This is a genomic window from Salipiger thiooxidans (assembly GCF_900102075.1).
GTDB classification, from domain to species: domain Bacteria; phylum Pseudomonadota; class Alphaproteobacteria; order Rhodobacterales; family Rhodobacteraceae; genus Salipiger; species Salipiger thiooxidans.
Window position 1 is genome coordinate 128976 of the sequence record NZ_FNAV01000005.1, and the last position, 26011, is coordinate 154986.

Annotated in this window: 28 protein-coding genes; 8 read left to right on the forward strand and 20 right to left on the reverse strand. The window is 68.5% G+C overall.

The annotated features are described in order from the left end of the window. Window positions 1-4: 4 nt before the first annotated feature. The 6 genes from BLQ77_RS08870 to glpD are packed head-to-tail and all read right to left on the reverse strand — an operon-like array spanning window position 5 to window position 5868. A complete protein-coding gene (locus BLQ77_RS08870; protein ID WP_089958036.1) occupies window positions 5-277 on the reverse strand; it encodes a DUF2160 domain-containing protein in 273 nt (90 codons plus the stop codon). Between the two features lie 12 nt (window positions 278-289). Beyond that, window positions 290-1144, reverse strand: coding sequence for a carbohydrate ABC transporter permease (locus BLQ77_RS08875; protein WP_008887270.1), 855 nt, complete (start codon window positions 1142-1144; stop codon window positions 290-292). 1 nt (window position 1145) lies between these two features. Beyond that, window positions 1146-2015, reverse strand: coding sequence for a carbohydrate ABC transporter permease (locus BLQ77_RS08880; RefSeq protein ID WP_089958039.1), 870 nt, complete (start codon window positions 2013-2015; stop codon window positions 1146-1148). Between the two features lie 43 nt (window positions 2016-2058). After that, window positions 2059-3135 (reverse strand): ABC transporter ATP-binding protein, encoded by a 1077-nt coding sequence (locus BLQ77_RS08885; protein ID WP_089958042.1) that lies wholly within the window; start codon window positions 3133-3135, stop codon window positions 2059-2061. Window positions 3136-3148: 13 nt separating this feature from the next. Next, window positions 3149-4237, reverse strand: a complete 1089-nt coding sequence (locus tag BLQ77_RS08890) for an ABC transporter ATP-binding protein (protein ID WP_089958044.1) — start codon at window positions 4235-4237, stop codon at window positions 3149-3151. A 35-nt stretch (window positions 4238-4272) separates the two neighbouring features. Beyond that, on the reverse strand, window positions 4273-5868 hold the full coding sequence (gene glpD, locus BLQ77_RS08895) for a glycerol-3-phosphate dehydrogenase (protein WP_089958047.1): 1596 nt from the start codon (window positions 5866-5868) through the stop codon (window positions 4273-4275). A gap of 236 nt (window positions 5869-6104) precedes the next feature. Between glpD and BLQ77_RS08900 the strand changes: the two genes are divergently transcribed. After that, window positions 6105-6887: a DeoR/GlpR family DNA-binding transcription regulator gene (locus BLQ77_RS08900; protein ID WP_089958049.1), complete on the forward strand. Its 783-nt coding sequence runs from the start codon at window positions 6105-6107 to the stop codon at window positions 6885-6887. A 10-nt stretch (window positions 6888-6897) separates the two neighbouring features. Here BLQ77_RS08900 and BLQ77_RS08905 read toward each other — a convergent pair whose 3' ends face one another. The 6 genes from BLQ77_RS08905 to BLQ77_RS08930 form a co-directional block, all read right to left on the reverse strand. Next, entirely contained in the window at window positions 6898-8685 is a 1788-nt protein-coding gene (locus BLQ77_RS08905) for an SLC13 family permease (RefSeq protein WP_089958052.1), read from the reverse strand. Between the two features lie 201 nt (window positions 8686-8886). Further along, the gene (locus BLQ77_RS08910; protein WP_089958055.1) at window positions 8887-9555 is read right to left on the reverse strand and encodes a class I SAM-dependent methyltransferase; all 669 of its coding nucleotides are present in this window, start codon (window positions 9553-9555) and stop codon (window positions 8887-8889) included. 143 nt (window positions 9556-9698) lie between these two features. Further along, window positions 9699-10517, reverse strand: coding sequence for a metal ABC transporter permease (locus tag BLQ77_RS08915; RefSeq protein WP_089958057.1), 819 nt, complete (start codon window positions 10515-10517; stop codon window positions 9699-9701). Further along, window positions 10517-11374: a metal ABC transporter permease gene (locus BLQ77_RS08920; RefSeq protein ID WP_089958060.1), complete on the reverse strand. Its 858-nt coding sequence runs from the start codon at window positions 11372-11374 to the stop codon at window positions 10517-10519. Before BLQ77_RS08920 ends, BLQ77_RS08915 begins: the two co-directional genes overlap by 1 nt. Beyond that, window positions 11371-12192 carry a manganese/iron ABC transporter ATP-binding protein gene (locus BLQ77_RS08925; RefSeq protein WP_089958062.1) on the reverse strand — a complete coding sequence of 274 codons (822 nt, stop codon included), beginning with the start codon at window positions 12190-12192 and terminating at the stop codon, window positions 11371-11373. The genes BLQ77_RS08920 and BLQ77_RS08925 overlap by 4 nt, the downstream gene beginning before the upstream one ends. Then, window positions 12189-13082 carry a metal ABC transporter substrate-binding protein gene (locus BLQ77_RS08930; protein WP_089958065.1) on the reverse strand — a complete coding sequence of 298 codons (894 nt, stop codon included), beginning with the start codon at window positions 13080-13082 and terminating at the stop codon, window positions 12189-12191. The genes BLQ77_RS08925 and BLQ77_RS08930 overlap by 4 nt, the downstream gene beginning before the upstream one ends. 122 nt (window positions 13083-13204) lie before the next feature. On the opposite strand from BLQ77_RS08930, the gene BLQ77_RS08935 reads away from it, so the two are divergent. Continuing rightward, the gene (locus tag BLQ77_RS08935) at window positions 13205-13636 is read left to right on the forward strand and encodes a Fur family transcriptional regulator (RefSeq protein WP_050782375.1); all 432 of its coding nucleotides are present in this window, start codon (window positions 13205-13207) and stop codon (window positions 13634-13636) included. 26 nt (window positions 13637-13662) lie between these two features. On the opposite strand, the gene BLQ77_RS08940 is transcribed toward BLQ77_RS08935, so the two are convergent. The 3 genes from BLQ77_RS08940 to BLQ77_RS28720 all read right to left on the reverse strand — a co-directional run bounded on the left by BLQ77_RS08940 (window position 13663) and on the right by BLQ77_RS28720 (window position 15440). Further along, window positions 13663-14103 (reverse strand): hypothetical protein, encoded by a 441-nt coding sequence (locus tag BLQ77_RS08940; protein ID WP_131822003.1) that lies wholly within the window; start codon window positions 14101-14103, stop codon window positions 13663-13665. Between the two features lie 96 nt (window positions 14104-14199). Further along, window positions 14200-15003, reverse strand: a complete 804-nt coding sequence (locus BLQ77_RS08945; protein ID WP_207545829.1) for an MFS transporter — start codon at window positions 15001-15003, stop codon at window positions 14200-14202. A 266-nt stretch (window positions 15004-15269) separates the two neighbouring features. Next, window positions 15270-15440 (reverse strand): hypothetical protein, encoded by a 171-nt coding sequence (locus BLQ77_RS28720; RefSeq protein ID WP_008886806.1) that lies wholly within the window; start codon window positions 15438-15440, stop codon window positions 15270-15272. A 453-nt stretch (window positions 15441-15893) separates the two neighbouring features. Between BLQ77_RS28720 and BLQ77_RS08950 the strand changes: the two genes are divergently transcribed. The 3 genes from BLQ77_RS08950 (at window position 15894) to BLQ77_RS08955 (ending at window position 17334) form a co-directional block, all read left to right on the forward strand. Continuing rightward, window positions 15894-16481 carry a TetR/AcrR family transcriptional regulator gene (locus BLQ77_RS08950; protein ID WP_089958070.1) on the forward strand — a complete coding sequence of 196 codons (588 nt, stop codon included), beginning with the start codon at window positions 15894-15896 and terminating at the stop codon, window positions 16479-16481. A 91-nt stretch (window positions 16482-16572) separates the two neighbouring features. After that, window positions 16573-16734: a hypothetical protein gene (locus BLQ77_RS29295; RefSeq protein WP_242661667.1), complete on the forward strand. Its 162-nt coding sequence runs from the start codon at window positions 16573-16575 to the stop codon at window positions 16732-16734. A gap of 12 nt (window positions 16735-16746) precedes the next feature. Beyond that, window positions 16747-17334: a siderophore-interacting protein gene (locus BLQ77_RS08955; RefSeq protein WP_242661668.1), complete on the forward strand. Its 588-nt coding sequence runs from the start codon at window positions 16747-16749 to the stop codon at window positions 17332-17334. 367 nt (window positions 17335-17701) lie between these two features. On the opposite strand, the gene BLQ77_RS08960 is transcribed toward BLQ77_RS08955, so the two are convergent. The 5 genes from BLQ77_RS08960 to BLQ77_RS08980 form a co-directional block, all read right to left on the reverse strand. Continuing rightward, entirely contained in the window at window positions 17702-18610 is a 909-nt protein-coding gene (locus tag BLQ77_RS08960; protein ID WP_089958073.1) for a PrpF domain-containing protein, read from the reverse strand. 23 nt (window positions 18611-18633) lie between these two features. After that, entirely contained in the window at window positions 18634-19056 is a 423-nt protein-coding gene (locus tag BLQ77_RS08965; RefSeq protein WP_242661669.1) for a PIG-L deacetylase family protein, read from the reverse strand. Window positions 19057-19247: 191 nt separating this feature from the next. Next, window positions 19248-20294: an ABC transporter substrate-binding protein gene (locus BLQ77_RS08970; protein ID WP_089958075.1), complete on the reverse strand. Its 1047-nt coding sequence runs from the start codon at window positions 20292-20294 to the stop codon at window positions 19248-19250. Beyond that, window positions 20291-21694 (reverse strand): sensor histidine kinase, encoded by a 1404-nt coding sequence (locus BLQ77_RS08975; protein WP_089958078.1) that lies wholly within the window; start codon window positions 21692-21694, stop codon window positions 20291-20293. Before BLQ77_RS08975 ends, BLQ77_RS08970 begins: the two co-directional genes overlap by 4 nt. Further along, complete coding sequence (locus tag BLQ77_RS08980; RefSeq protein ID WP_089958080.1) at window positions 21687-22358, reverse strand: response regulator transcription factor; 672 nt, start codon at window positions 22356-22358, stop codon at window positions 21687-21689. The genes BLQ77_RS08975 and BLQ77_RS08980 overlap by 8 nt, the downstream gene beginning before the upstream one ends. 184 nt (window positions 22359-22542) lie before the next feature. Here BLQ77_RS08980 and BLQ77_RS08985 point away from each other — a divergent pair, with 184 nt between their 5' ends. From BLQ77_RS08985 to BLQ77_RS08995, 3 genes are all read left to right on the forward strand, one after another. After that, a complete protein-coding gene (locus tag BLQ77_RS08985; protein WP_008886814.1) occupies window positions 22543-23532 on the forward strand; it encodes a Bug family tripartite tricarboxylate transporter substrate binding protein in 990 nt (329 codons plus the stop codon). A 93-nt stretch (window positions 23533-23625) separates the two neighbouring features. Beyond that, window positions 23626-24057, forward strand: coding sequence for a tripartite tricarboxylate transporter TctB family protein (locus tag BLQ77_RS08990; protein WP_008886436.1), 432 nt, complete (start codon window positions 23626-23628; stop codon window positions 24055-24057). 10 nt (window positions 24058-24067) lie between these two features. Then, window positions 24068-25606 (forward strand): tripartite tricarboxylate transporter permease, encoded by a 1539-nt coding sequence (locus BLQ77_RS08995; protein ID WP_008886479.1) that lies wholly within the window; start codon window positions 24068-24070, stop codon window positions 25604-25606. Window positions 25607-26011 lie beyond the last annotated feature (405 nt).

Genomic DNA, 26011 nt, shown 5'->3' on the forward strand with positions numbered 1-26011 from the left:
GCCCTCAGACCCAGCGGAAGACCGCGCCTGCGTAGATCAGGCAGACGATCAAGGCCGCGGGTTGTGCCTGGCCGACGAGGCCGAGCCAGGCGAGATTGATGAAGGCCGAGCCCAGCAGCGTGATGAAGAGCCGGTCGCCCCGGGTGGTCTCGATCCTGAGCACGCCCATGCGCGGCGTCTCGGGGAAGCGGATCGCCAGCACCGTGAAGACGACGAGCAGCGCCGCGATGGTCGCGAAGAAGGCCGCGGTGGGCCAGGTCCATGCCATCCAGTCCATGAGCGTCTCCTCTCAGACCCGCCCGAGGGCGAAGCCCTTGGCGATGTAGTTGCGGACGAAGTAGATCACGAGCGCGCCGGGCACGATGGTGAGCACCCCCGCGGCGGCGAGCACGCCCCAGTCGACGCCGGCCGCGCCGACCGTGCGGGTCATGGTGGCGGCGATGGGTTTGGCGTTGACAGTGGTGAGCGTGCGCGAGAGCAGCAGCTCGACCCAGCTGAACATGAAGCAGAAGAACGCCGCGACGCCGATGCCCGACGAGATCAGCGGCATGAAGATCTTCACGAAAAAGCCGCCGAAGCTGTAGCCGTCGATATAGGCGGTCTCGTCGATCTCCTTGGGCACGCCGCGCATGAAACCCTCGAGGATCCACACCGCCAGCGGCACGTTGAACAGGCAATGTGCCAGCGCCACCGCGATATGGGTGTCGAAGAGCCCGACCGAGGAATAGAGCTGGAAGAAGGGCAGGGCGAAGACCGCGGGCGGGGCCATGCGGTTGGTCAGCAGCCAGAAGAACAGGTGCTTGTCGCCCATGAAGTGGTAGCGCGAGAAGGCGTAGGCCGCGGGCAGCGCCACGCTGAGCGAGATCACCGTGTTCATCACCACGTAGATCAGCGTGTTGACGTAGCCCATGTACCACGCCGGATCGGTGAGGATCGTGACGTAGTTGGCAAAGGTCAGGTCGCGCGGCCAGAGGGTGAAGGAGCCGAGGATCTCGTTGTTGGTCTTCAGGCTCATGTTCACCAGCCAGTAGATCGGCAGGAGCAGGAAGATCAGGTAGATCGCCATCACCACCGCGCGCGAGTTCACCTTCGGAAAACTGCGGGCGCGGGTCGGGGCGGGGCTGGAAACGGTGGCGTCGGTCATCTCACATCCCCTTTTTGTCGAGATTGGTCATGATGGTGTAGAACACCCAGGAGATCAGCAGGATCACGAGGAAGTACATGATCGAGAAGGCGGCGGCAGGGCCGAGGTCGAACTGTCCCAGCGCCATCTTCACGAGGTCGATCGAGAGCAGCGTGGTGGCGTTGCCGGGGCCGCCCCCGGTGACCACGAAGGGCTCGGTGTAGATCATGAAGCTGTCCATGAAGCGCAGCAGGATGGCGATCATCAGCACGCCCGCCATCTTTGGCAGCTCGATGTAGCGGAACACCTTCCAGCGGCTGGCCTGATCGATCTTGGCGGCCTGGTAATAGGCGTCGGGGATCGACTTGAGACCGGCATAGGCCAGCAGCGCCACCAGCGAGGTCCAGTGCCAGACGTCCATCACCACGATGGTGATCCACGCCGCGACCGTGTTCTGGGTGTAGTTGTAGTCGATCCCGAGCGCCTCGAGCGTGTGGCCCAAGAGGCCGATGTCGACGCGGCCGAAGACCTGCCAGATGGTGCCGACCACGTTCCACGGGATCAGCAGGGGCAGCGACATGAGGACAAGGCAGAACGACGCCCAGAGCCCGGACTTGGGCATGTTGAGCGCCACGAAGATGCCCAGCGGCACCTCGATGGCAAGGATGATGCCCGAGAACATCAGCTGCCGCTGCAGCGCGTTCCACATGCGGTCGTCGTGCAGCATCTCCTCGAACCATTCGAGCCCGGCCCAGAAGAACTGGTTGTTCCCGAAGGTGTCCTGCACCGAGTAGTTGACCACGGTCATCAGAGGGATCACCGCCGAGAAGGCCACGAGGACCAGCACCGGCAGGACGAGGAACCACGCCTTGTGATTGACGGTCTTGTTCATCGGGCGGCCTCCTCGAGTTGCGCCGTGCGGAGGGGAAACGTGTTCATGCCGCGTCTCCCTTCACCCGCCAGTCGTTGCGGTAGACGTTCACGTGTGCCGCGTCGAAGCTCACGCGGTTCATGTCGGCGCTGATGCGGTCGTCCTCGCCCGCGATGATGTTGATGCCGTGGCCGAAGAACTCGGCCCGGATGATCTTGTGGCGGCCTGCGTCCTCGACCCTGCGCACCTTGATGGGCAGGCCGTCGGACTGGCTCAGCCGGGCGAACTCGGGCCGGACGCCGATCTCGACCTTGCCGTCGAGCGCGCCGTAGCCGTGACCAAGCGCCATCTGCGCGCCGTTGACGTAGGCGCTGCGGCCCTCGACCTTGGCGGGGATCACGTTCATCCCCGGCGAGCCGATGAAGTAGCCCACGAAGGTGTGTTCGGGCCGCTCGAAAAGCTCTTCGGGCGTACCGATCTGCACCACGCGACCGTCGTACATCACCACCACCTTGTCGGCGAAGGTCAGCGCCTCGGTCTGGTCGTGGGTCACGTAGATCATGGTGTGACCGAAATCGTGGTGCAGCTTCTTGAGCTGGGTCCTGAGCTCCCACTTCATGTGCGGGTCGATCACCGTCAGCGGCTCGTCGAAGAGCAGCGCGTTCACGTCCTTGCGCACCATGCCGCGCCCGAGGCTGATCTTCTGCTTGGCATCGGCGGTGAGGCCGCGCGCCTTCTTGCGCAGCATGTCCTCCATGCCGATCATCCGGGCGATCTCCTGCACCCGGCTCGCGACATAGGCCTCGTCCCGGCCGCGGTTGCGCAGCGGGAAGGCGAGATTTTCCTGTACGGTCATCGTGTCGTAGACCACCGGGAACTGGAACACCTGCGCGATGTTGCGCTCGGCGGTGGGCGCGTGGGTGACGTCCTTGCCGTCGAAGAGGATGCGCCCCTGCGACGGCTGCAGCAGCCCCGAGATAATGTTGAGCAGGGTGGATTTCCCGCAGCCGGACGAGCCCAGCAGCGCGTAGGCGCCGCCGTCGTCCCAGTCGTGGGTCATCTCCTTGAGCGCGTAGTCATCCTCCGACGCCGGGTTGGCGAGGTAGGAATGCGCGAGGTTGTCGAGCGTGATCTTGGCCATGTCCCGGTTCCCCTCAGGCAGCCAGCGCGTAGGCGGCGGGGGCGACAAGGTCGCCTGCCTCGCTGAAGATGTAGACGTGTCGCGGGTCGAGCCAGAGGTCGAGCGGCGCCCCCAGCGTCAGCTCGTGCACGCCATGCACCAGCCCCACCCAGCGCGCGCCGTGGTGATCGAGGTGGATGAAGGTCTCGGACCCGGTCAGCTCGGTCACCAGCAGCTCAGCGGTGAAGCGCATGGCATCGGGCGCGTGCTGGCGGATCTCGAGGTGGTTGGGGCGGAACCCGGCAGTGTAGCGCCCGTCCGCAAGCTCGGCGAGCTTGCCGGTGGCGCGCGCGTTCTGGCCGTCGCCGAACATCAGCCGGTCGCCGGTCTTGGAGATCTGCAGGAAGTTCATCGGCGGATCGCTGAACACCCGCGCCGTGGTGGCGTCGCGCGGCTGGCGGTAGACCTGCGGCGTCGGGCCGAACTGCGTGACCCGGCCCTCCCAGAGCGTCGCGGTGTTGCCGCCCAGAAGCAGCGCCTCCTCGGGTTCGGTGGTGGCGTAGACGAAGATCGAGCCCGAGGCCTCGAAGATCTTGGGGATCTCGATCCGCAGCTCCTCGCGCAGCTTGTAGTCGAGGTTGGCGAGCGGCTCGTCGAGCAGCACCAGCCCCGCGTTCTTGACCAGCGCCCGGGCCAGCGCGCAGCGCTGCTGCTGGCCGCCCGACAGCTCGAGCGGCTTGCGCTTGAGCATCGGCGTCAGCTTCATCAGCTCGGCGCTCTCGCGCACGCGGCGGTCGATCTCGGCCTTGTCAGCGCCCAGAAGCTTCATCGGCGAGGCGATGTTGTCGTAGACGGTCATCGACGGGTAGTTGATGAACTGCTGGTAGACCATGGCCACCTTGCGGTCCTGGACCCGCATGCCGGTGACGTCCTGCCCATCCCAGATGATCTTGCCGGTGCTGGGCGCGTCGAGCCCGGCCATCAGCCGCATCAGCGAGGTCTTCCCCGCCAGCGTCGGCCCCAGCAGCACGTTCATCGTGCCCTTCTCAAGCGTGAGATCCGTCGGGGCGATATGCACCTGCCCCTCGACGGTCTTCGACACGCCCTGCAATTCCAGCGACATAAGGTCCTCCTCCGTGCGCCGTATGTCTCGCCGCGCTATTCCGCGGCGGCAGCGCCTTCCCGGCGGGATGTCATCCAGCCATCGAGCGCCGCGATCTCCTCCTCGCTCAGGCGCAGCCCGAGCTTGGTGCGTCTCCACACCACGTCCTCTGCCGTGCGCGCGTATTCGCGGCGCATCAGCCAAATCATTTCCGCCTCGGTCAGCGTCGCGCCGAAGTCCCGTCCCAGATCCGCCGCGGTCGTCGCAGACCCGAGGAAGCGTCGCGCCTCGGTGCCGTAGGTCCGCACCAGCCGCAGCGCCCAGTCGGGGCCGAGGAACGGGTAGTCCCTCTCCAGCCCCTCGATCAGCGCCTGCACGCCATCCACCGGGAAATCGCCCCCCGCCAGCGGTGCGCCCGCCGTCCACGGGCCCTTGCCGACCGTCAGATGCTCGCCGATCTTCTCGAGCGCGCTTTCCGCCAGCCGTCGGTAGGTGGTGATCTTGCCGCCGAAGATGTTGAGCACCGGAGCGCCGCCCGAGTCATCGACCTTGAGTGTATAGTCCCGCGTCGCCGCCGTCGCGCTTGACGCGCCGTCATCGTAGAGCGGGCGCACGCCGGAATAGCTCCAGACCACGTCGTTGGCCGAGATCGCCTGCCTGAAGTAGCGGTTGGCGAAGGCGATCAGGTAGTCCCGCTCCTCGGGGCTGCATTCCGGGCGCCGCGAGGGGTCGGTGTGTTCGGAATCCGTGGTGCCGATCAGGGTGAAGTCCCGCTCGTAGGGGATCGCGAAGATGATCCGCCCGTCGGTGCCCTGGAAGAAATAGCACTTGTCGTGATCGTAGAGCCTGCGGGTGACGATGTGCGAGCCGCGCACCAGCCGCACGCCTTCGCGTGAGGGCAGGTCGATCTTGTCGTGGATTATGTCGCCGACCCACGGCCCGCCCGCGTTCACCAGCATCCGGGCGTGGTGGGTGCGGCGGTCGCCGGTGACGGTGTCCACGGTCTCGATCTGCCAGATGTCGCCGTCGCGGCGGGCGTGCGTGACCTTGGTCCGGGTGAGGATGGTCGCGCCGTGCGCCTCGGCGTCGCGGGCGTTGAGCACCACGAGCCGCGAATCCTGCACCCAGCAGTCGGAATACTCGTAGGCGGTCTCGAACCGGTCCTGCAGCGGCGCGCCCTCGGGCGTGCCGCGCAGCGACACCGTGGTGGTTCCGGGCAGGATCTTCCGTCCGCCGAGGTGGTCGTACATGAAGAGCCCCAGCCGTATCAGCCAGGCGGGGCGGCGACCCTTCATCCAGGGCATGACCGTGGTCAGCAGCTTCGACGTGGGCGTCTCGCTCTCGAACCGCATGGACGGGTGATAGGGCAGCACGAAACGCATCGGCCAGCTGATGTGGGGCATCGCCCGCAGCAGAACCTCGCGCTCGATCAGCGCCTCGCGGACGAGCCGGAACTCGAAATACTCGAGGTAGCGCAGCCCGCCGTGGAACAGTTTGGTGGAGGCCGAGGAGGTGGCGGAGGCGAGATCGTCCATCTCGGCCAGCGTGACCGAGAGGCCACGGCCGGCGGCGTCGCGTGCGATGCCGCAGCCATTGATGCCGCCTCCGATCACGAACAGATCGACACGCTTTATGTCGCGGCTTTCGCTCACGCTTCACTCCCCCTGATCGTGAGCAAAGGGTAATCATGAACCGAGCAATCGCGCAAGCGATTTGTTTTCGTTTGTGTTCGTCTTTTGAATTTCAGACATTTAGCCGGCAAGCCCTTGCGATAATGCCAAAATGTCATCTGCTATTTTGCAGATGCAGCACCGATTTCGCTGGATTTCGAATGTGAATGGCGGTTTCCTAAGGGACATGCGGAAAAAGCGAAAGAAACCGAAAAGACATGTCCCAGTCCTTCCGCCATCCTGAAATCCTCGAGATCGCCCGTCGCGACGGCAAGGTGACCGTCGAGGGGCTCGCGCAGCATTTCGGGGTGACGCTGCAGACCATCCGGCGCGACCTGACCGAGCTTGCCGACGCCGGCCGGCTCGAGCGGGTGCACGGCGGTGCGGTGCTGCCCTCGGGCACCATCAACATCGGCTATGAAGAGCGGCGCCATCTCAACAACGTCGGCAAGGCGTCGATCGCGCGGGAATGCGCGGCGCGGATCCCGGACGGCATCTCGCTGTTTCTCAACATCGGCACCAGCACCGAGGCCGTGGCGCAGGAGCTTCTGCACCACAAGGACCTGATGGTGGTGACCAACAACATGAACGTGGCCAACATCCTCGTGGCCAATCCCGATTGCGAGGTGCTGGTCACCGGCGGCACCCTGCGGCGCACCGATGGCGGGCTGATCGGCACGCTGGCCACCGACAGCATCCGGCAGTTCAAGTTCGACCTCGCGGTGATCGGGTGCTCGGCGCTGGATGCCGAGGGCGACATCCTCGACTTCGACATCCAGGAGGTGGGCGTGAGCCGGGCGATCCTGCGCCACTCGCGCAAGACCTACCTCGTCGCCGACCACTCCAAGTTCAAGCGCAGCGCCCCGGCGCGCATCGCCTCGCTGGCCGAGGTCGATCTCTTCGTGACCGACGAGCCGCTGTCGTCCGCGCTGGCCCGCTCCTGCGAGAGCTGGAACACCGGCGTCGTGGTGGCACGGGCAGAGCGGGCCGAGGCGGGCTGAGCGGCGCGCCTCACGGCGTCAGCGGCCAGATCACTGGCGCCAGCAGCACGGTGACCACGCCCGCGATGACGTTCATCGGCAGGCCGAGCCGCAGGAAGTCGGTGAAGCGGTAACCGCCGGCGTTGTAGACCATCGTGTTGGTCTGGTAGCCGATCGGCGTGGCAAAGCTGGCGCTGGCCCCGAACATGACCACGACCACGAAGGCGCGCGGGTCGAGCCCCAGCGTTGAGGCCACTCCTACGGCGATCGGCGTCATGATGACCGCCACGGCGTTGTTGGTGACGATCTCGGTCAGCACCGAGGTCACCGCGTAGATCAGTGCCAGTGCCACCAGCGGGCTCGCCATCGAGAGCGGCCCCGAAAGCACCTCGACGATCAGCGTCATGGCGCCGCTGCGGTCCATGGCAGTGCCCAGCACCAGCATGCTGACGATGAGCAGCAGGAGGCGCCCGTCGATGGCGCCGATACCCTCGTCCGGCTCGACGCAGCCGGTGAGCAGCGCCACGGCGGCACCCACGATGGCCAGCGGCAGGATCGGCGCGAGGTCCAGCGCCGCGCCCAGCACCACAACCGCCATGATCGCCAGCGCGATGGGCGCCTTGCTGCGCCGGAAGGCGCGGGCCTCCATCGGCGCAAGCAGGATCAGGTGCTCGTCGCGGGCGAGCCGGACGATGTCCTCGGCCGGACCGTCGAGCAACACGGTGTCGCCGGGGCGCAGGTGCAGCTCCTTGTCGGCGAGGTCGACCGAACTGCCCTGCCGGTGCACCGCGATGGGGTAGACGCCGTGGCTGCGGCGCCAGCCGAGCTCGGCGAAGTTGCGGCTGCGGTCGCGGACCAGCGCCTCGACCACCACGTGCCGGCGCGCGCCCGCGGGCTCGGTGCCGGCGATGGTGAGCCCCGCCGCCCCGCCGGATCCCGCCGCGCGGAAGCCGATCACCTCGGTGTCGGGCGCGTGCAGCACCACCCGGTCACCGGCCTGCAGCACCTGTCCCGGCAGCGCGCGGCGCAGCGAGACGTTGTCGCGGATCAGGTCGACCAGCCGCGTGGCGCTGCGCCGGAACTCGGGCACCTCGGTCACAGGGCGGCCGATCAGCGGCGAGCCCTCGGGCACGAAGAGCTCGACCTGCCACGACCGCCGCGCGCCCAGCGAGGGCGTGTCGCCGAGCGCGTGGCGCTCGGGCAGCAGCACCGGCGCCGCCAGCGCCACGAAGGTGCCGCCGACCAGCGCCAGCACCAAGCCCAGCGGTGCGATCTCGAGCAGCGAGAACGGCACCAGCCCGAGGTCGCGCGACACGCCGTCGACCAGCAGGTTGGTGGAGGTGCCGATCAGCGAGCAGGTCCCGCCCATGATGACGACGAAGCTCAGCGGCATCAGGAAGCGCGAGGCGCTGGTACCGAGCTTGCGGGCAAGGCCGAAGACCACCGGAATGAGGATCATCACCACCGGCGTGTTGTTCATGAAGGCCGAGGCCGCGGCGGCGAGCAGGAAGAACAGCCCGATGGTGGCGGCGGGGCTGCGGTCGAGCCGCCCGCCCAGCCAGTCCGCCACCGCGTCGAGCACCCCGGTCCGGACCAGCGCGGCGCTGAGCACGAACATCGCGCCGATGGTGGCGGGGGCGGGGTTGCTGAGCGCGTCCAGCACGTCCTCGACCGAGACCAGCCCGACCAGCAGCGCAACGGCGACGCCGCCGAGCGCCGTGACCTCGGAGGAGAAGCGTTCGAGCAGAAAAAGCGCGAAGACGGCCGCGATCAGCAGGAGGGCCGCGTAGGGCGAGAATGAGCCGAGCTCGAGAAGCATCTCATGACCTGGGAAAAGCCGTTCTGGTCGACGCCGACGGCGAGGCGTGGGAGGCAGCTCGCGATTCGGTTCCCGCGCCTCCTTCGGTTCCGGACGACTCTGCCAGTAAGTGCGGGCGACGGGAATGGGTCTCGTATGAGGCGTGCGATGGTGCGGCGCGGGACAGGCCGCGCTGCCGCGGATTTCGGCAGAGATCAGCCGTCAGGCCCGCAGCGGCTCGGCCCAGAACAGCACCTGCCCGCGCGGCAGCATCACGTCCTTGCGCGTCACCTGCCAGCCGCTGACCTGCGCCATGTGCACCACGTCCTCGGCCAGCACGTGGTAGGGCGGGCGCAGGTCGTGGGTCACCACGCCGTCGGGCTGGCGCACCGGCGACAGCGCCGTGACCGCGTCGGGGGCAAGGAAGACCGTGAACAGGAATCGCTCGAGCCGCTCGAAACGGCGCAGGCTGGCGAGGGCGCGGCGCAGGTAGGCCATGGGCAGGTGCGGGAAGACCGCAAAGGCGATGGCATGGGTGATCGTGTCGGGCACGCCGGGAAACTCGAAGCGGGCGTCGGCGATCAGCCGCGCCGGGTCCAGCCGCGACGGGTCGGCAAGCTCGGCGCGATGCCCGGCGAGCAGGATCTCGCGCGAGGCGTCGGTGGCCCAGTAGTGGCCCGGCTCGAGATACGGCACCGCCTTGCAGCCGAGGCGCAGCGCACCGGCGCCGATGTCGAGCAGGTGGTGGTGCGGCAGCAGCCCGACCTCCTGCAGGATCGCCATCTGGATTCGCCCGGTCTCGTCCCAGCGGCCGCCGACGATCGCACGGTGCCGCCCCGCGCCGATGGCAGAGTCGTAGAAGCCGGCCTTTTCGTAGGGGTTGCTGGACAAGACCGGATTTTCCCGAGGAGAGCTGCACCTTCCCTTGCTCTGCTGCGTCCCCGCGAGTCAAGACGGCTTGTCCCGGGCGCCCCGTCAGCCCCTGCGTCCCGGGCGATCCCGCAGTCCGCAAGCGCGGGCCTGCGGTGTGCGCCTCAGGCGGTGCGGCTGCGCAGGCTCTGGCGCAGGAGGGCCGCAAGGAACATGAGCGTCATCGCCAGCACGATGGTCGGCGCCGGGGCGCTGTCGAGCCAGAAGCTCGCGTAGGTGCCGGCAAGCCCTGCCAGCAGCGCTGCTGCGACCGAGACCGCGAGCATCGTGGCGAAGCGCCGGGTCAGCAGGAAGGCGATGGCACCGGGCGCGATCAGGTAGGCCACCGACAGGATGATCCCCACCGAGGACAGCATCGCCACGATCGTGGCCGAGAGCAGCGCGAGCAGCCCGTAGTGCAGCCAGCCGGTGCGCAGCCCGATCATCCGCGCCTGCACCGGGTCGAAGGCATGGGCGAGGAAATCCCGCCCCTTGGCCAGCAGCACCAGCGTCGCGGCACCCGAGATCAGCACCGTGGTCCAGAGGTCGCCCGCGCCCACGCCCAGCATGTTGCCAAAGAGGATGTGGTCGAGGTGCACCGCGCTCTCGATCCGGGTGTAGAGCACGATCCCGAGCCCGAACATGCCCGAGAACACCACGCCCATCACCGTGTCCTGCTTGACCCGCGAATGGTCGCGGATGAAGCCCGTCGCGATGGCGCAGAAGAGCCCTGCCACGAAGGCGCCAAGGATCAGCGGCAGCCCGACCATGTAGGCCAGCACCACCCCCGGCAGCACCGCGTGGCTGGTGGCGTCTCCCATCAGCGACCAGCCCCTCAGCACCAGCAGGCACGACAGCATCGCCGCCGCGGGGGCGATCAGCATGGTCACGAGAAAGGCGTTCTGCATGAACGGGAATTGCAGCGGCAGCAGCAGGGTCTCCATCAGCGGGCCTCCGTCAGGGCCTGCCGCGCCCGGCGCCGCGCCGCGAGCGTGCCGTGCTTGGGCGCGAAGACGAAGGCGAGCAGGAAGACAAGGGTCTGCAGGCAGACGATGACGCCGCCGGTGGCACCGTCGAGGAAGTAGCTGATGTAGGCTCCGAGCGCCGAGGTGACGGCCCCGATCAGGACCGAAACCGCGATCAGGCGCGGGAAGCGGTCGGTCAGCAGGTAGGCGGTGGCCCCCGGCGTCACCACCAGCGCGATCACCAGGAAGGCGCCCACGGTCTGCATCGCGGCGACGGTGCAGGCGGCCAGCAGGGTGAAGAACAGCAGCCGCAGTGCGCCGGGGTTGAGGCCGATGGTGCGGGCATGGGCCTCGTCGAAGAACACCGCCAGCAGGTCGCGCCATTTGGCCAGCAGCACCACCAGCGACACGCCTCCGATGAGGGCGAGCTGCAGCGTGTCCTCGGGTGTGATGGCAAGGATGTTGCCCATGGTGATGGTCTGCACCGACACCGCCACCGGATCGAGCGAGACCATGAACAGGCCGAGCCCGAAGAACGACGTGAAGATGAGGCCGATCACCGCGTCCTCCTTGAGCCCCGTGCGCTGGCGCAGGAACAGCATGGCCAGCGCCGCGAGGCCGCCCGACAGGAAGGCGCCGAAGGCGAAGGGCAGCCCCAGCATCCAGGCGCCGGCGACGCCGGGCACGATGGCATGGCTCAGCGCGTCGCCGATCAGCGACCACCCCTTGAGCATGAGATAGGCCGAAAGGAAGGCGCAGACCGCGCCGACCAGGGCCGAAACCCAGATGGCGTTGGTCATGTAGCCGTAGGAGAAGGGCTCGGCGAGGGTGCTCATCGCAGCGCCCCGCAGCCCGCGGCTTCGGCGAGCGGGCGGTCGCGCTCTTGCGGCTCGGCCAGGGGAGGGGTCGCCGCCAGCTGCGGCAGCACGTGGCGCAGGGTGCCGCCGAAGGTGCGGCGCAGGTTCTCGGGGGTGAAGACGGTCTCGGTGGGGCCATGGTCGAGCACGGTGCCGTTCACCAGCACCACGCGGTCGCAGAACTCGGGCACCGAGCCGAGGTTGTGTGTCGCCACGAGCATGACCCGGCCCTCGGCCCGCAGCTCGCGGAGCAGCGAGACGATCTGCTCCTCGGTCCGGACGTCGACCCCGGTGAAGGGCTCGTCCAGCAGGATGACCCGCGCGTCCTGCGCCAGCGCGCGGGCAAGGAAGACCCGCTTTTTCTGGCCACCCGACAGCTCGCCGATCTGGCGGTGACGCAGCCCGGACATGCCGACCCGGTCGAGCGCCGCGTCGACGGCTTCGCGGTCGTCGGGGCGGGCGCGGCGGAGAAAGCCCATGTGGCCGTAGCGGCCCATCATCACCACGTCCTCGACCAGCACCGGGAAGGTCCAGTCGACCTCCTCGGCCTGCGGGACATAGGCCACCGCCTGCGCCTTCATCGCAGCGCGCACCGGCTGGCCGAGGATTTCGACCGAGCCCATGGCCAGCGGCACGAAACCCATCAGCGCCTTGAAGAGTGTCGACTTGCCGGCCCCGTTCACGCCCACCAGCGCCGCGATCGACCCGCACGGGACCGCGAAGGACGCATCGCGCAGCGCCGTGTGGCCGTTGCGGTAGGTGACCGTGAGGGCGGTGGCGCGGATGCCGTCGCTCATTGCCCCAGCCCTCCGACGATGGTCTCCGAGGTCACCCGCAGCAGGTCGAGGTAGGTCGGCACCGGGCCGTCGGGCTCGCTCAGGCTGTCGACGTAGAGCACGCCGCCATAGGCCGCGCCGGTCTCGCGTGCGATCTGCCGGGCGGGCTTGTCCGAAACGGTGGATTCCGAGAAAACCACCGGGATCTCGTGCGCGCGCACCGTGTCGATCACGGTGCGGACCTGCTGCGGCGTGCCCTGCGCGTCGGCGTTGATCGGCCAGAGATAGACCTCGCGCAGGCCGAAATCGCGGGCGAGGTAGGAGAACGCGCCCTCCGAGGTCACGAGCCAGCGGCGCTCGTCGGGAAGCGCATGGGCGGCGTCGCGCAGCGGGCCGATCACCGCCGCGATCTCGGCCTTGTAGCTCTCGGCGTTGGCGGCATAGGTCGCGGCGTTGGCGGGGTCGGCCCCGGCCATCGCGTCGCGGATGTTGTCGACGTAGAGCAGCGCCGAGTCGAGCGCCATCCAGCCGTGCGGGTTGGGCTTGCCGGCGTAGTCGCCGCCCGAGATCGCCATCGGCTCGATGCCGTCCGAGACCACCGCCGCCGGGATGTCGCCAAGATTGGCGAGGAACTGCTCGAACCAGCGCTCGAGCCCCAGCCCGTTCCACAGGATCAGCGTCGCGTCCTGCGCCCCGACGAGGTCGCGCGGGGTGGGCTGGTAGCCGTGGATCTCGGCGCCGGGCTTGGTGATCGAGACCACCTCGGCGGCGTCCCCGGCCACGTTGCGCGCCATGTCGGCGATGACGGTGAAGGTCGTCGCGACCTTGAGCTTGGCGCCCTGCGCGAGGGCGGGTCTGCCCGCCAGTGCGGCGGCGCCGATGAGGCCAAGCGCGGCTCGTCTGGTCAGCATGTGGTACGGTCTCCTGTTGCTTGTCGACATGCAAATGCGACTGAGTTGCATTTGTCAACTCACTTGCAAGTCATTTGCAACAAGACCTTGAAAAGCGCCGGGCGGGCGGGCAAAACCGATGCATGAACGAGCGGATGAAGAGCATCGAGGAAATGACGCAGGCGCTGCGCGACGCGGGAATCCGCGTGACGCGCCAGCGGGCAGCCTTGCTGAGCGTGCTGGCGGAAGCGGGCGATCACCCCGACGCGCCCGAGCTGCACCGCCGGGCCGAGGCCGCGGTGCCGGGGATCTCGCTCTCGACGGTCTATCGCACGCTCTCGACGCTCGAGAGCCAGGGCGTCATCCAGCGCCACCAGTTCGAAGGGGCCTCTGCGCGCTTCGAATCCGCCGAGACCGACCACCACGACCACATGATCGACGTGGACACGGGCGAGGTGATCGAGTTCGCCTCGGACCGGATCGAGCGGCTGCAGGCCGAGATCGCGGCCGAGCTCGGCTACGAGATCGTCCACCACCGGATGGAGCTCTACGTCCGGAAGACATCCGACAGCTGACCGGCGTCACGACCCGCGTTCGAGGGTCAGTCGCTCTCGAAGTCCAGCAGGCGTCCGTCCAGCGTAAACTCGGCCTCGAAGTCGCGGCCGTCGCCGTCCTTGCCCTCGAGCTCGATGCCGCGGGTGTCGAACTCGACCTTCTCGAAGGTGCCGTCCGACGGGTAGTTCGGATTCGTACGCACCGCCTCGGGCACGAGGGCCGCGATCTCGGTGGCGGGGAAGGGCTCGTTCTGTGCGCTTTCGATTTCTTCCAGCGGGCTGCCCCGCCGGTGGAAATCCAGCTCGATCCGGGCGCCGCCGGGCAGGGTCGCGGTAATGTCCGGGCCCCAGTTGTCGGGATGGATCACGACCTCGCGCAGGTTGAGGGCTCCGATCACGCGGGTCATCTCGCTGGTCAGGCCGGTCTGTGCCTGGGCGCCCATTGATCCGAGCAGAAGAATGGCTCCGGCGATCAGGGTTCGGGTCATCATTGCCTCCTGATGAGTGCCCGGACGCGAAAGGACCGGGGGCATTTCTCTAGGGCCGGGGACCGGGCGGCGGCTGGGCTCCCATCGGCGGCGGGTTCAGGCAGGTTCCTCGACGGACGTGCCCGTGCTGCTTTCGCTGAATGTGGTGCCACGCAATGACATGGCAAGCAGGAAGGCAAAACCCATGACTGCGCCGCCGATGCCGAAGCTGACGGCGATGGACTGCCGGAAGGCCTCGGCGATCCCCGGTTGCAGCTCCGGCGAGAGCGTGCCGATGACCGCCATGCCGCCGTCGGTGACCGGTTGCACGTCGATCTCCGAGGCGAGCCGGTCGAGCCGCGCGCCCGGCAGGCCGGACATCACCCCGCCCGGGACCGCGACGCCGAGCGAGCGGAAGACAGACTTGCTCGAGGTGGCGATGCCGGGCCAGGGGCGCGGCACCGCGTTCTGCACGATGGCGGTGGTGTTGGGCATGGCGACGCCCATGCCGAGACCAAGCACCGCCAGCGCGCGAAGCAACCACGGGATCCCGGCCTGGTTCACCGCCAAGAGCGCGAGCAGGCTCAGCCCCGTCGCCCCGAGCGCGATGCCCCCGGCCATGAACAGCTTGGGCCGTCCGGTGTCCGAGGACAGCCGCCCGCCGAAGATCGAGCTGAGCAGCATGAACCCCGCCTGCGCCGGGTTCGGCTCGCCGCCGATCAGCGGGCCGGCGACGCTCAATAAGGCGAAGGCGCCGGTGAAGAAGCCCTGGTAGCGCATGGGCTCTGGGGGCGTCACCACGTCGGCGATGACGGTCTGCGACAGTGTCATCGGCCCGCCGCCGCCGATCCCCTGCAGGAAGCGGAAGGCGATGAGCTGGCCCATGGACTGCGCGACGCCGCAAAGCGCCGAGGCGGCCACGAAGAGTAAGGATGCAGATCATCAGGAAGGTCCGTCGCCCGAACATGTCGCTGAGCTTGCCCCCAGATCGGCGTCGCGATCGTAGAGCTCAGCATGAAGGCGGTGACCACCCAGGAGAGATGCGCCAGCGCGCCAGGATCGCGCGCCATGCGGGGCAGGGCGGTGCTCACGATGCTCTGGTCGAGCGCGCGAGGATCATGGCGAGGATGAGCCCCGAGAAGATCACTCGGAGCTCGCGTTTCGTGAGAGGCTGTGCCCGGGCCGCGTCAGAGCTGCTGATGAGCTCCGGACCGGGGCAGCGGGCCTGCGGCATCCACCGCGGGCTGCGCCGTGCCGGTGTCCTTCTCGGGAGCTTCCGGCGTGAAAATGGCGATGGCGCCGCCGGCGCCGGTGGCAAAGGCGGCATGAAAACGATGGAGCGTTTTTTCATTCGGCATGGGACTACCCTTTGTCTGAAATCTCTGGACGCGCCAACGCCAATGGCCTTGTCAGCCGCCCGGATGGGCGGGCAGACACGTCGCGGCTCCGATCCCCCGTAGGGGGGCAAGGCGGTCCGGTATTGCAAGGAACGCCGCGTCCGCACCCGTGATGGGGTCGCGAAACGTGGCGGATAACCCGGTCGGCAGATCGCGACCGGTAGCGGACCTATAGTGCCCCGGGCCGGAAAAGTCGACAGGACGCGCTGTCACGGCTTCGGGAGGCCTCGCGCCGCCATGGCCCGTATCCTTCGATGTCCCGTGTGTGGTCGTCATCTTCCCGACGGATCTCTGCTTCAAACAGGCACGGTGGTCGCGGCCCGGTCCTGTCGGATTTGAATACCGGTTGGTATTTTACGGTACGGATACCCTGCGGTATCTGAAAATCACGAGGGCAGGCACGGGATTCCGACCATGGCCGAGAGGCTCACGCGCAAGGAACGCAATGCGATGACGCGGCAGAGCCTGCTCGGGGCCGCGGGGCTTCTCTTCGCGCGCGACGGCTATGCCTCGACCTCGGTCGGGGCCATCGCTGCGCAGGCGGGCTTCACCAAGGGCGCCTTCTACGCCAACTTCCCGAGCAAGGCTGCGATCTGTCTCGAGGTGTTCGAGACCACGGGCCGGGCGTCGCTCGACCGCCTGATCGAGGGCATCGAGGCGGCCCCGGACCGCACCGCGATCGAGGCACTGCTCGTGGACTGGGCGGGCAGCCGCCGCAACGGCGGTCTCTGGCCTCTGACCCTGCTCGAATTCGCCCGGCTCGCCGAGCGCGAGGGCGCCTCGGTCGAGGATATGCGCGTCGTGCTCCGGCGCCACTGGGCGCTGCTCGGCATGGTGGTGCTGCGCCGCATCCCCGCCGACACCGACGCCGATACGCTCGGGGCACTGCTGCACGAGATCGCCTACGCGCCCGCCATGACCTTCGTCGGCCAGCCCGACGCCGCCGACCTGATGCGGCTCTTTCTCGAGGGCTTCGCCCGCGATGGCGAGAGCCGCCGGTAGGGTCCCGTTTTCGACGTTTTCGACCAGACCCCGTGCCACACCCAACCCCCCCGGTCAGGCAGATGGCACCTCGCAAAGGACGACCTTACTGATGACCGACACCCCTTCCGCCACGCCGACCCCTCGCGTGACCCGGCTGCGCCACGAGCTGAAGCGCCGCAGCCTCACTATCACCCGCACCGAACGCCTGACCCCGAGGATGATCCGCCTGACGCTCGCGGGCGCCGATCTCGCGGGCTTCGTCAGCGCCTAGCCCGACGACCATGTGAAGCTCTTCGTCCCCGGTGGCGAGGACATGGCCATGCGCGACTACACCCCGCGCCGCTACAAGGACGGCCATCTGCTGATCGACGTCTTCGACCACGAGGGCGGTCCCGCCGCCGACTGGGCCCGAAATGCCCGCGCCGGTGACAGCGCCATGGTCGGCGGCCCGCGCGGCTCGGCGGTGATCGAAGGCGAGATCGACCACTGGCTGCTCATCGGCGACGAGACGGCGCTGCCCGCCATCGGCCGCCGCGTCGAGGAGCTGCCCGCCGGCGTCTCGGTGACCACCATCGTCACCGTGCAGGGGACCGAGGAAGAGCAGCAGTTCGACACCGACGCCGACTGGACCGGCCATTGGGTGCACCGCCCCGAAGGCGCCGCCGCCGATGCCGCGCCCTTCCTTGAGGCGCTGGCCGGGGTGACGCTGCCGCCCCGCAGCTACACCTGGGTCGCCGCCGAGGCCGGGGTGGCGCGCGCCATCCGGCAGGAGCTCATGGCCAGCGGCGTCCAGCCCGGCTGGCTGAAGGCTGCGGCTCGGGAGGGGCCGCCTACCGGCACTCTTCGAGTGGCGCGCAGAAGGAGCGGCTGACCCGGTCCCGAGAGGAGGATGAAGGGCAGATCAGCCAACCTCCACCGGTGAGTGGTGCGGGGACAAGAGGGGCAATTGGCATCGTAGAGAGGTCCGCGGGTGGGTCCGCCGGCTCGCACCTGTGGTTACGCGGGGCAGGCAAACCCGACCCGTCCCTGACAGTTGAGCGGGGACAGGACGATCGGCACCGATTTTCGGACTGAGGGAGGCCCACCCTGCCTGGACCCGAAAGTCGGGCGGTGGGCACTCAACGGGCACCGGATAGCGGGGCCAGACCACACGCACCTGACCCATCGCGGAGGGCATCGAGATGCGCCGCCCCACGTCTTGCAATGGCGCGAGAGGCGCAGCCTGCCGCCCAACGACTTCAGGCCCGCGGAAACACCCGTCCCTCGAAGAGCTTGCGCGCCGTGCGCAGGGTGCCCGCGCCGGTGACCCGCCCGGCCGCGTCGCGACGGATCAGCACCTCCGCCGCGGCGCCCGGGTGCTCGACTGCAAAGCGCTCGCCCTCGGGCAACACCGCAAGCGCCACCGCCGGCCCCTCTCCGAGGGTGCAGGCGGTGGCCACGCTCACCGCTGCGAAGACGCCTATGGTGGCGCGGCACCGGTGGGGGATGAAGCTTCGGGTGGCGATGGCGCCGCCCGTGCGCGGCGCCGGGACCAGCGTCATCTTCGGCACCGATTGCGCGCCCGCATCGCCGAGCGCCATCAGCGGGCCTGCCATCAGGCGGATCGACTCGAGCCGCGCCTTCAGCGCTTCGTGCGCGTCCAGCGCCTTGCGGGTCTCGTCGCCGCGCAGCCCCATCGCGCGCGCGTCGAGGATCACGCAGGGCATGCCGTTGTCGATCAGCGTGCAAGCAACGCCGCCGATCATGTCCACGTGCCGCCCGCTTGGCAGCAGCGCACCGCACATCGAGCCCGCCAGCCCCTCGAAGACCAACGGCACCGGGGCCGCGCCGCCGGGCACGCCGCCGAGCCGGGCCCCGCCCTCGGCGCTCACGCGCCGTGCAAGTGCCTGCGGCGAGGCGGTGCGGTAGCCGATGTGCCCGACTCCGGTGGTCCCGGCACGAGTCAGCTTCGGAGTGGCGAATTCGTAGGCGTCCCGGGCCCGCAGGCAGGCGCTGGTCGCGTCCTCGCCCGGTGGCTTCAGCCCGTAGACCCGGGTGAAGGAATCGAGGCTCTCGCCGTGGCGGTCGGTCGGCATCTCGACATGCCCGGGACGGGCGATGTCGAAGCAGGGCTCGCGCGCGTCGGTCGGGTTGGTCATGTCGGTCATAAGGTTCTCTCCCTCGGCCGCGCTCAGAGCGCGTCCACGGTACGCGGGAACGCGCTCTCGAACCCTTCGGCGTACTGGCAGTCGTGCCCGCCGGACTGGCCGCCCGAGTTGCGCTTGAAGTGGTTGGTCCGTTGCTGCGCGACGCGGGTGTAATAGTCCCGGAGGTGGTGCTGCCCGTCCATGCATTCGATGGCGGCGCGCTTGCGGTTCCAGACCGGCGTGATGTCGAGGAAGGTGTCCGGCTTCCAACCCGTCTGCTCGGTCTGGTGCGGCTCGAAGAGATAGAGCTGCGGCGCCCCCAGGACCTCTTCGCCGGGATTGTGGCCCCCGGCCTGGGCGATCATCCGGCATTCCAGCACCACCTGCGTCGTGTTCATGTGGTCGGTGTTGCAGGGATCGTACCGCGAATGCGAGAGCATGAAGGCGGGCTGGACCTTGCGGATCACCTAGACGATGCGGGCCTTGTTCTTGGCCGTGAACTCGAGCCTGTCGTCCCCCATGTCGAGGCAGACGAGCTCGTGCACGCTGAGCGCCTCACCAGCCCTCTCGACCCGGCGCTGCGCGAGGTCTCGCCCCGGTTGCCGCTCACCGCCTCGGCGGCGCAGCTATCGGCGCTGAGCGTTCCCGAGGGGGAGCCTCAGGGCAGGGCGATGGCGGCGAAGGCAGTGCGCCAGAGGGTGCGGAACTGCGCCGACTTGCTGCGGTCGAGCGCCACCAGCAGCGGCGGGGCCAGCGCGATGGCGCGCCGGGCGCTGGGCAGAAGCGCGGTCTCCTCGGGGTCCTGAGCGTAGATCAGCCCGGCGCGGCGCAGGATCGTCTGCCCCTGCGTCGAGAGCAGGAAATCGAGCAGACGACCCGCGGCCTGCGGCTGCCGCGCCTGCCGGGGGATCATGTAGCCGCGGGTCAGGAACAGGGTGTAATCCTCGGGCAGGATCACGCCCACGTCCGCCGGGGCGGCATTGGCCACGTAGGAGCCCAGCACGTTGTAGGCGAGCAGGAAGCGCCCTTCGGAGACCGCGCCGATGATCTCGGCCGAGCAGCAGGTGGCCACCGCCTGGGTTCGCGCGAAGCCCTCGAGCATGGCGCCGAAGGTCGTGGCCTCGAGGCTGTCGTTGTAGGCGAAGAGATAGCCCAGCCCCGAGGATTCGATGTCGTAGGTGGCGATCCGTCCGGCCAGCGACAACGGCGTGTTGCGCATCAGGTCGAGCAGCGCGAAGCGGGTGCGCGGCACGTTCTCCTCGGCCAGCAGGGCGCTGTTGTAGATGATGACCGCGGGCTCCTCGGTGACGCCCCAGAGCTGGTTGCGCCAGCGCCGGGCCGAGGGGAGGTTCAGCGTCGCCTCGGACTGGTAGTCGCGGGCACAGGCGCCGTTCACCAGCGCCACCATCTGGTGCACCGCCGACGAGAACACCGCGTCGGCGCTGGGCTCCTCGCCGGCGCAGGCGGCGAGGCTGTCGGCATAGAGCGCGTTCGAGCCCCATTGCTCGTACTCGATGGAAAGCTGCGGGTTCTGCTCGACGAAGGCCTCGAGCGCGGGGCGGATGATCGCCACGTCGGTGGTCGAGCGCAGTTCGAGCACGGTGTTGCCGTTGCCGATCCGGGCGCGGTCCTCCTGCGCCGAGACGGGCGGGGCGAGGGTGAAGCCTGTTGCGACGGTCAGAAGGAGGGCAAGGAGGCGTATCATGTCTCGGGCTCCGCGGCAGGCAGGACAAGGGATATGCGGAAGCCGTCCGCGCTGCGGCGGGCCTCGATGCGGCCGTCGAAGGCCTCGGCCACGGCGGTGACGATGGAGAGCCCGATGCCGGCGCTATCCTCGCGCGAGGCGGTGCTGCGCCGGAACCGCTCGCCGAGCCTTCCGTCGAGTTCGGGCGGCAGGCCGGGGCCGGCATCCTCGACCCAGAGCCGGGCCATGCCGCCGTCGCGATCGGCCCCGATGCGGACGGGGGGCGCGCCGTGTTTCAGCGCGTTCGACAGCAGGTTGCGCCCCGCCTCGGTCAGCGAGAAGGCATCGGCCAGCACCTCGACCGCGTCCTCGCCGATGACGAGACCCACCTCGACACCGGGGGCGATGGCCTCGTGGTCGCGGCTGTCGACGATGTCGAGCGCCACCTCGCGCAGGTCGAGCCGCTGACGCGGGGCGCTGTCGTTGCGGTGGATCACCAGCGCGCGCGAGAGCATCTGGTCGAGCAGCGTGCCCAGCGAGCGGGTGCGGCGGACCAGCCGGTCGAGCGCCGCATCGCGGCAGGTGTCGTCCTCGGCATCGAGCGCGGTCTCGGCCTGCACGCGGATCGCGGCAACGGGCGTGCGCAACTGGTGGGCGCTGTCCGAAATCAGGTTGCGCATGGCGTCGAACTGCCGGTCGAGCCGCGCCATGAACCGGTTCATCGCCTCGAGGATCACCGCCACCTCGCGCGGGACGTTCTCGGTCGGCATCGGCGTCAGGTCGTAGGGGTCGCGCGTGGCGAGGTCGTCGGCGATGGCCTCGAGCGGGCGCATGGCCGAGCGGATGGTCAGCACCGAGGCCACCAGCAGCGCGATCCCGGCGAGACCCATCGGCAGCACCGCCTCGAGCATGAGCTGCGTCGTCATCGCGTCGCGGGCCCGCAGCGTCTGGCCGACGGTGACCCGCACCTCGCCCGAGAAATCGCGCTCGGCGAAACGGCGGGTGATCTCGACGAAGCGGGCCTCCTCGCCCTGCATGGTCGCATCGAAGAAGCGCGGGCCGGTGATGCGCGGGCGTTCGGTGGGGGCCTTGGGGGCGTCGTCGAAACCGGTGATCAGGGTTTCGTCCGGGCCGCGCACCGCGTAGGAGACCCGGTCGTCGGGCGCCTGGGCCAGCAGCTGGAAGGCCGAGACCGGCAGGTCCACCATGGCCTCGCCGTTCTGGATGCGGATGGATTCGGCGATGTCGCTGGCGGCGCCGAGCAGCAGCCGGTCGTAGGATTCGCGTGCCGCCTGCCGTCCGCTGAACCACGAGGTGGCGGCCGCGAGCACCCCGCCCACCAGCAACAGGACGATCACCGCGCGCAGCACGCGGGTCAGCAGGCTGCGCCCCTGCGGGTGGATGGCGATGCGCTCAGCCATCCCGGGTGATCCGGTAGCCTACGCCGCGCTGGGTCAGGATGACCACGTCGCTGCCCGCGAGCTTCTTGCGCAGACGGGCGATGTAGAGCTCGATGGCGTTCAGGCCGACGTCGGCGTCGTTGAAGGCGAAGAGCCCGTCGTAGAGCCGCTCCTTGCTGAGCGGCTGGTCGGCGTGGCGCAGTAGCAGCCCGAGCAGCGCCGCCTCGCGCCGGGTCAGGTCGAGCCGGTTGCCATCCAGCGTTGCCTGCATCTGCGCGGGCGAGTAGCGCAGCTGCCCCAGCGCCAGCTCGTCGCCTTTCTGTTCGGCGTCGCGGCGCACCAGCGCCCGCAGCCGCGCCTCGAGCTCGCGCTGGTCGAAGGGCTTCACGAGGTAGTCGTCGGCGCCGAGATCCAGCGCCGCCACCCGGTCGTCGATGGTGAAAAGCGCGGTCAGCATCAGCACCGGCGTGCGGTCGCCGCGGGCGCGGATCTCGCGCAGGAGGTCGCGGCCCGAGCCGTCGGGCAGGTTGATGTCGAGCACCAGCGCGTCGTAGCCCTGCACCGCGAGATGGTCCCGCGCGGCGGCGAGACTCCCCGCGAGATCGCAGGCGATGCCCGATTTCGAGAACCGTGCGATCACCCCCGCGGCGAGGTCGGCCGCATCCTCGATCATCAGCACGCGCATGGCTTCTGCCCTCCCGAAGCCTTCCTGTCATGCGAATTTTCGCGCTGACAGGTTGGTGACAGCTTCTTGCTCTACAAGTTCTGCTTACCCCGCACAGAGGGGGCTGCAAAGGCAGTCATGGGTGCGGGACCGGACAGGCGCGTCGGATCGTGCCGGGACGGTGTGAGTGAATGAGGAGGAACAGATGACTTTCAAGGCAACCCGCATCGCGCTCGCCGCGGCGCTGATCGGCGCATCCGCCATGGGCGCATCGGCGCAGGAGTTCACCCCCGAGGCGCCCGAGTGCATCGCGCCCGCGAACCCCGGCGGCGGCTGGGACTTCACCTGCCGCCAGGTCGGCAAGTCGCTGCAGGACCAGGGCCTGCTGTCGAAGACCATGCAGGTGGTCAACCTTGCCGGCGGCGGCGGCGGCGTGGCCTATGCCGAGGTGGTGAACAAGCGCAACGACAGCGACGACCTGATCGTCGCGGCCTCGTCGGCCACCGCGACCCGTCTCGCGCAGGGCGCCTACCCGGGCAACACCATGGACCAGGTGCGCTGGCTCGCCTCGGTCGGTGCCGACTACGGCGTGATCGCCGTGGCCGCCGACAGCAAGATCTCGACGCTCCCCGATCTGCTCGACATGATCAAGAACGACCCCACCTCGGTGTCGGTCGCGGGCGGGTCCGCCGTGGGCGGCTGGGATCACCTCAAGGTGCTGATAGCGGCCAACGCCTATGGCGTCGAGGACGTGCGCAAGGTCAAGTACATCGCCTTCGACGGCGGCGGCGAGGCGGTGACCCAGCTTCTGGCGGGCTCCGTGCAGGCCTTCACCGGCGACCTGTCCGAGGCCAAGGGCTTCGTCGACAGCGGCGACATCAAGGTGATCGCGGTGCTGTCGCCCGAGCGGCTCGACGGCGAGTTCGCCGATTTCCCGACCGCCAAGGAGCAGGGCGTCGACGCCATCGGCGCCAACTGGCGCGGCTTCTACGGCCCGGGCAACATGTCGGACGAGGCCTACGACGGCTGGGTGAAGAAGATCAGCGATCTCTACGCATCGGACGAGTGGAAAGAGGTGATGGCCACCAACGGTCTCGCCCCGCTCGACCTGCAGGGCGCCGAGTTCGAGCAGTTCGTCTCGGACAGCATCACCCAGATCCAGACCATCTCGCGCGAGATCGGCATCATCAAGTAAGCTCTGCGGGGCTTACCATCGGGCGCCGCCGCTCTCCCCTCTCAGGCGGCGCCCAACTTCCCCTTCCACAGAATGTCCGGAAAGGAGCGCGTCATGAGTGACCGCATTTTCGGCGTCTTCGGTCTGCTTCTCGCGATCGGCTACACGTTTGCCGCCCTCGCGATCGAGGAGAGCTTCCTGTCGGATGCTGTCGGGCCCAAGGCGTTTCCCATCATCATTGCGGTGATCCTCGGGCTCTCGAGCCTCGCGATCGTCCTCCGCCCGGACCCCGAGCCGCATTGGCCGCCGCTGGCCCGTCTCGCAGAGATCGCCGCCGCGATCGTGGTGATGATCCTCTACGCCCAGCTGCTGCCGGTGGTGGGCTTCGTCATCGCGACCGCGGTCGCCTCGGGCTACCTTGCCTGGCGGCTCGGCTCGTCGCTGATCGCGACCGTGCTGACCGGCGTCGGCACCTCGATCGGCATCTACGTCATCTTCCACCTGATCTTCGGCCTGGCGCTGGCGCGCGGTCCGTTCGGGTTCTGAAGGGGCAGACATGGATACTTTCGCATCTCTCGGCGACGGCTTCGCCATCGCGCTCACCTGGCAGAACCTCGGGCTCGCGCTCCTGGGCTGCTTCCTGGGCACCATCATGGGCGCGCTGCCCGGCCTCGGGCCGTCGAACGGCGTCGCCATCCTGATCCCGCTCGCATTCACCATGGGGCTCGGGGCCACGCCCTCGCTGATCCTGCTGACTTCGGTTTACTACGGCGCGATGTACGGCGGGCGGATCTCGTCGATCCTGCTCAATATCCCCGGTGATGAGCCGGCGATGATGACCTGCCTCGACGGCCACCCGATGGCCCGCAAGGGGCTCGCGGGCGAGGCGCTGTCGCTGTCGGGCATCGCGAGCTTCGTCGGCGCCTTCTTCGCCACCTGGGGCCTGATCCTGCTCGCTCCGCAGCTGGTGAAGATCGCGCTGCTGTTCGGCCCGGCGGAGTATTTCGCGCTCTTCGCGCTGGCGTTCATGACGCTGGGCGGCGTGTCCTCGACCAACCAGGCGAAATCGGCCTTCGCCGCGGCGCTGGGCCTCGGCCTCGCGATGATCGGCGTCGACACCCAGACCGGCGTGCCGCGCTTTACCTTCGGCGAGGTGCACCTCTATGACGGGCTCGACTTCCTCGTGGCCATCGTCGGTCTCTTCGCCCTCTCCGAGGTCTTCATCTTCCTCGAAGAGCGTCACGGTTCGGCAGACGCCGAGGGCCGCCAGCTCAAGGTCGGGCGCCTGACGCCGCCGATGAGCATGCTCAAGCAGACCACGCCCACCATGCTGCGCAGCTCGGCGCTGGGCTTCCTCGCGGGCGTGCTGCCCGGGGCAGGGGCGTCGCTGGGCTCGTTCATCTCCTACTCGGTAGAGAAGCGCCTCGTGGACCGCGAGGGCACCTTCGGCAAGGGCGATCCGCGCGGCGTCGCGGCCCCCGAGGCGGGGAACAATGCCGCCGCCGGTGGCGCGCTGGTGCCGATGCTGGCGCTGGGCGTGCCGGGCTCGGGCACCACCGCCGTGCTGCTCGCCGTGCTGCTGTCGCTCAACATCACCCCCGGCCCGCTGCTCTTCACCCAGAACCCCGACGTGGTCTGGGGCCTGATCGCGGCGCTCTTCATCGCCAACTTCATGCTGCTGGCGCTGAACATCCCGATGGTGGGGCTCTTCACCAAGGTGCTGATGGTGCCGCCGCGGGTGCTCATGCCGATCGTAGCCATGGTTTCCTTCGTGGGCATCTACGGCATCTCGGGCTCGAGCTTCGACCTGATGGTGATGATCGGCTTCGGGATCCTGGGCTGGGTGCTGCGCAAGTTCGACGTGCCGCTGGTGCCGATCATCCTCGGCACGCTGCTCGGCAACTCGATGGAGAACAACCTGCGCCGGGCCATCACCATCGACAACGGCGACTGGTTCACCCTGATCGACAGCCCGCTTTCGATCGTGCTCTGGGCCATCGCCATCATCGGGTTCATCCTGCCGCTGATCGTCGGCCGGAAGGTCAAGGCCCGCATGCACGAACGCGGTGACGAGGAGGGCTCGCTCACCGACTGAGATAACAACAACAAACCACCACTCATGGCCTGCCGCCCGCGATTTCCATCGTGGGCGGCCTTTTCTTTTCAGGAGACTGCGACCGCAAGCGGAATCCCTCTTCCGCAGCGCAGCATTTGGCCGTAAATCCCCATCCGCGCACACTCTGCTGAAGGCAGAATCACCCTAGTGGACAACCCGACTTTTCGGCGTTCCGGTCGTGAAGCCCGACCGTCGCCCGCCTCGGCCCGGCGAGATCGGACCGGCGTTACAGACGTGCTTCGCCCCCTCGCCAGCACCACCGCCCGTGCCACGCGCGATTTTTCGCCCAACTCATGCCAAGTCGCGGAACCCCAAACGGTGCAACCATTTCTGCGCTTGCGAAGTTGACAGTGCGGGCGCGAAGGTATTTCGGGCTTCGTGCTA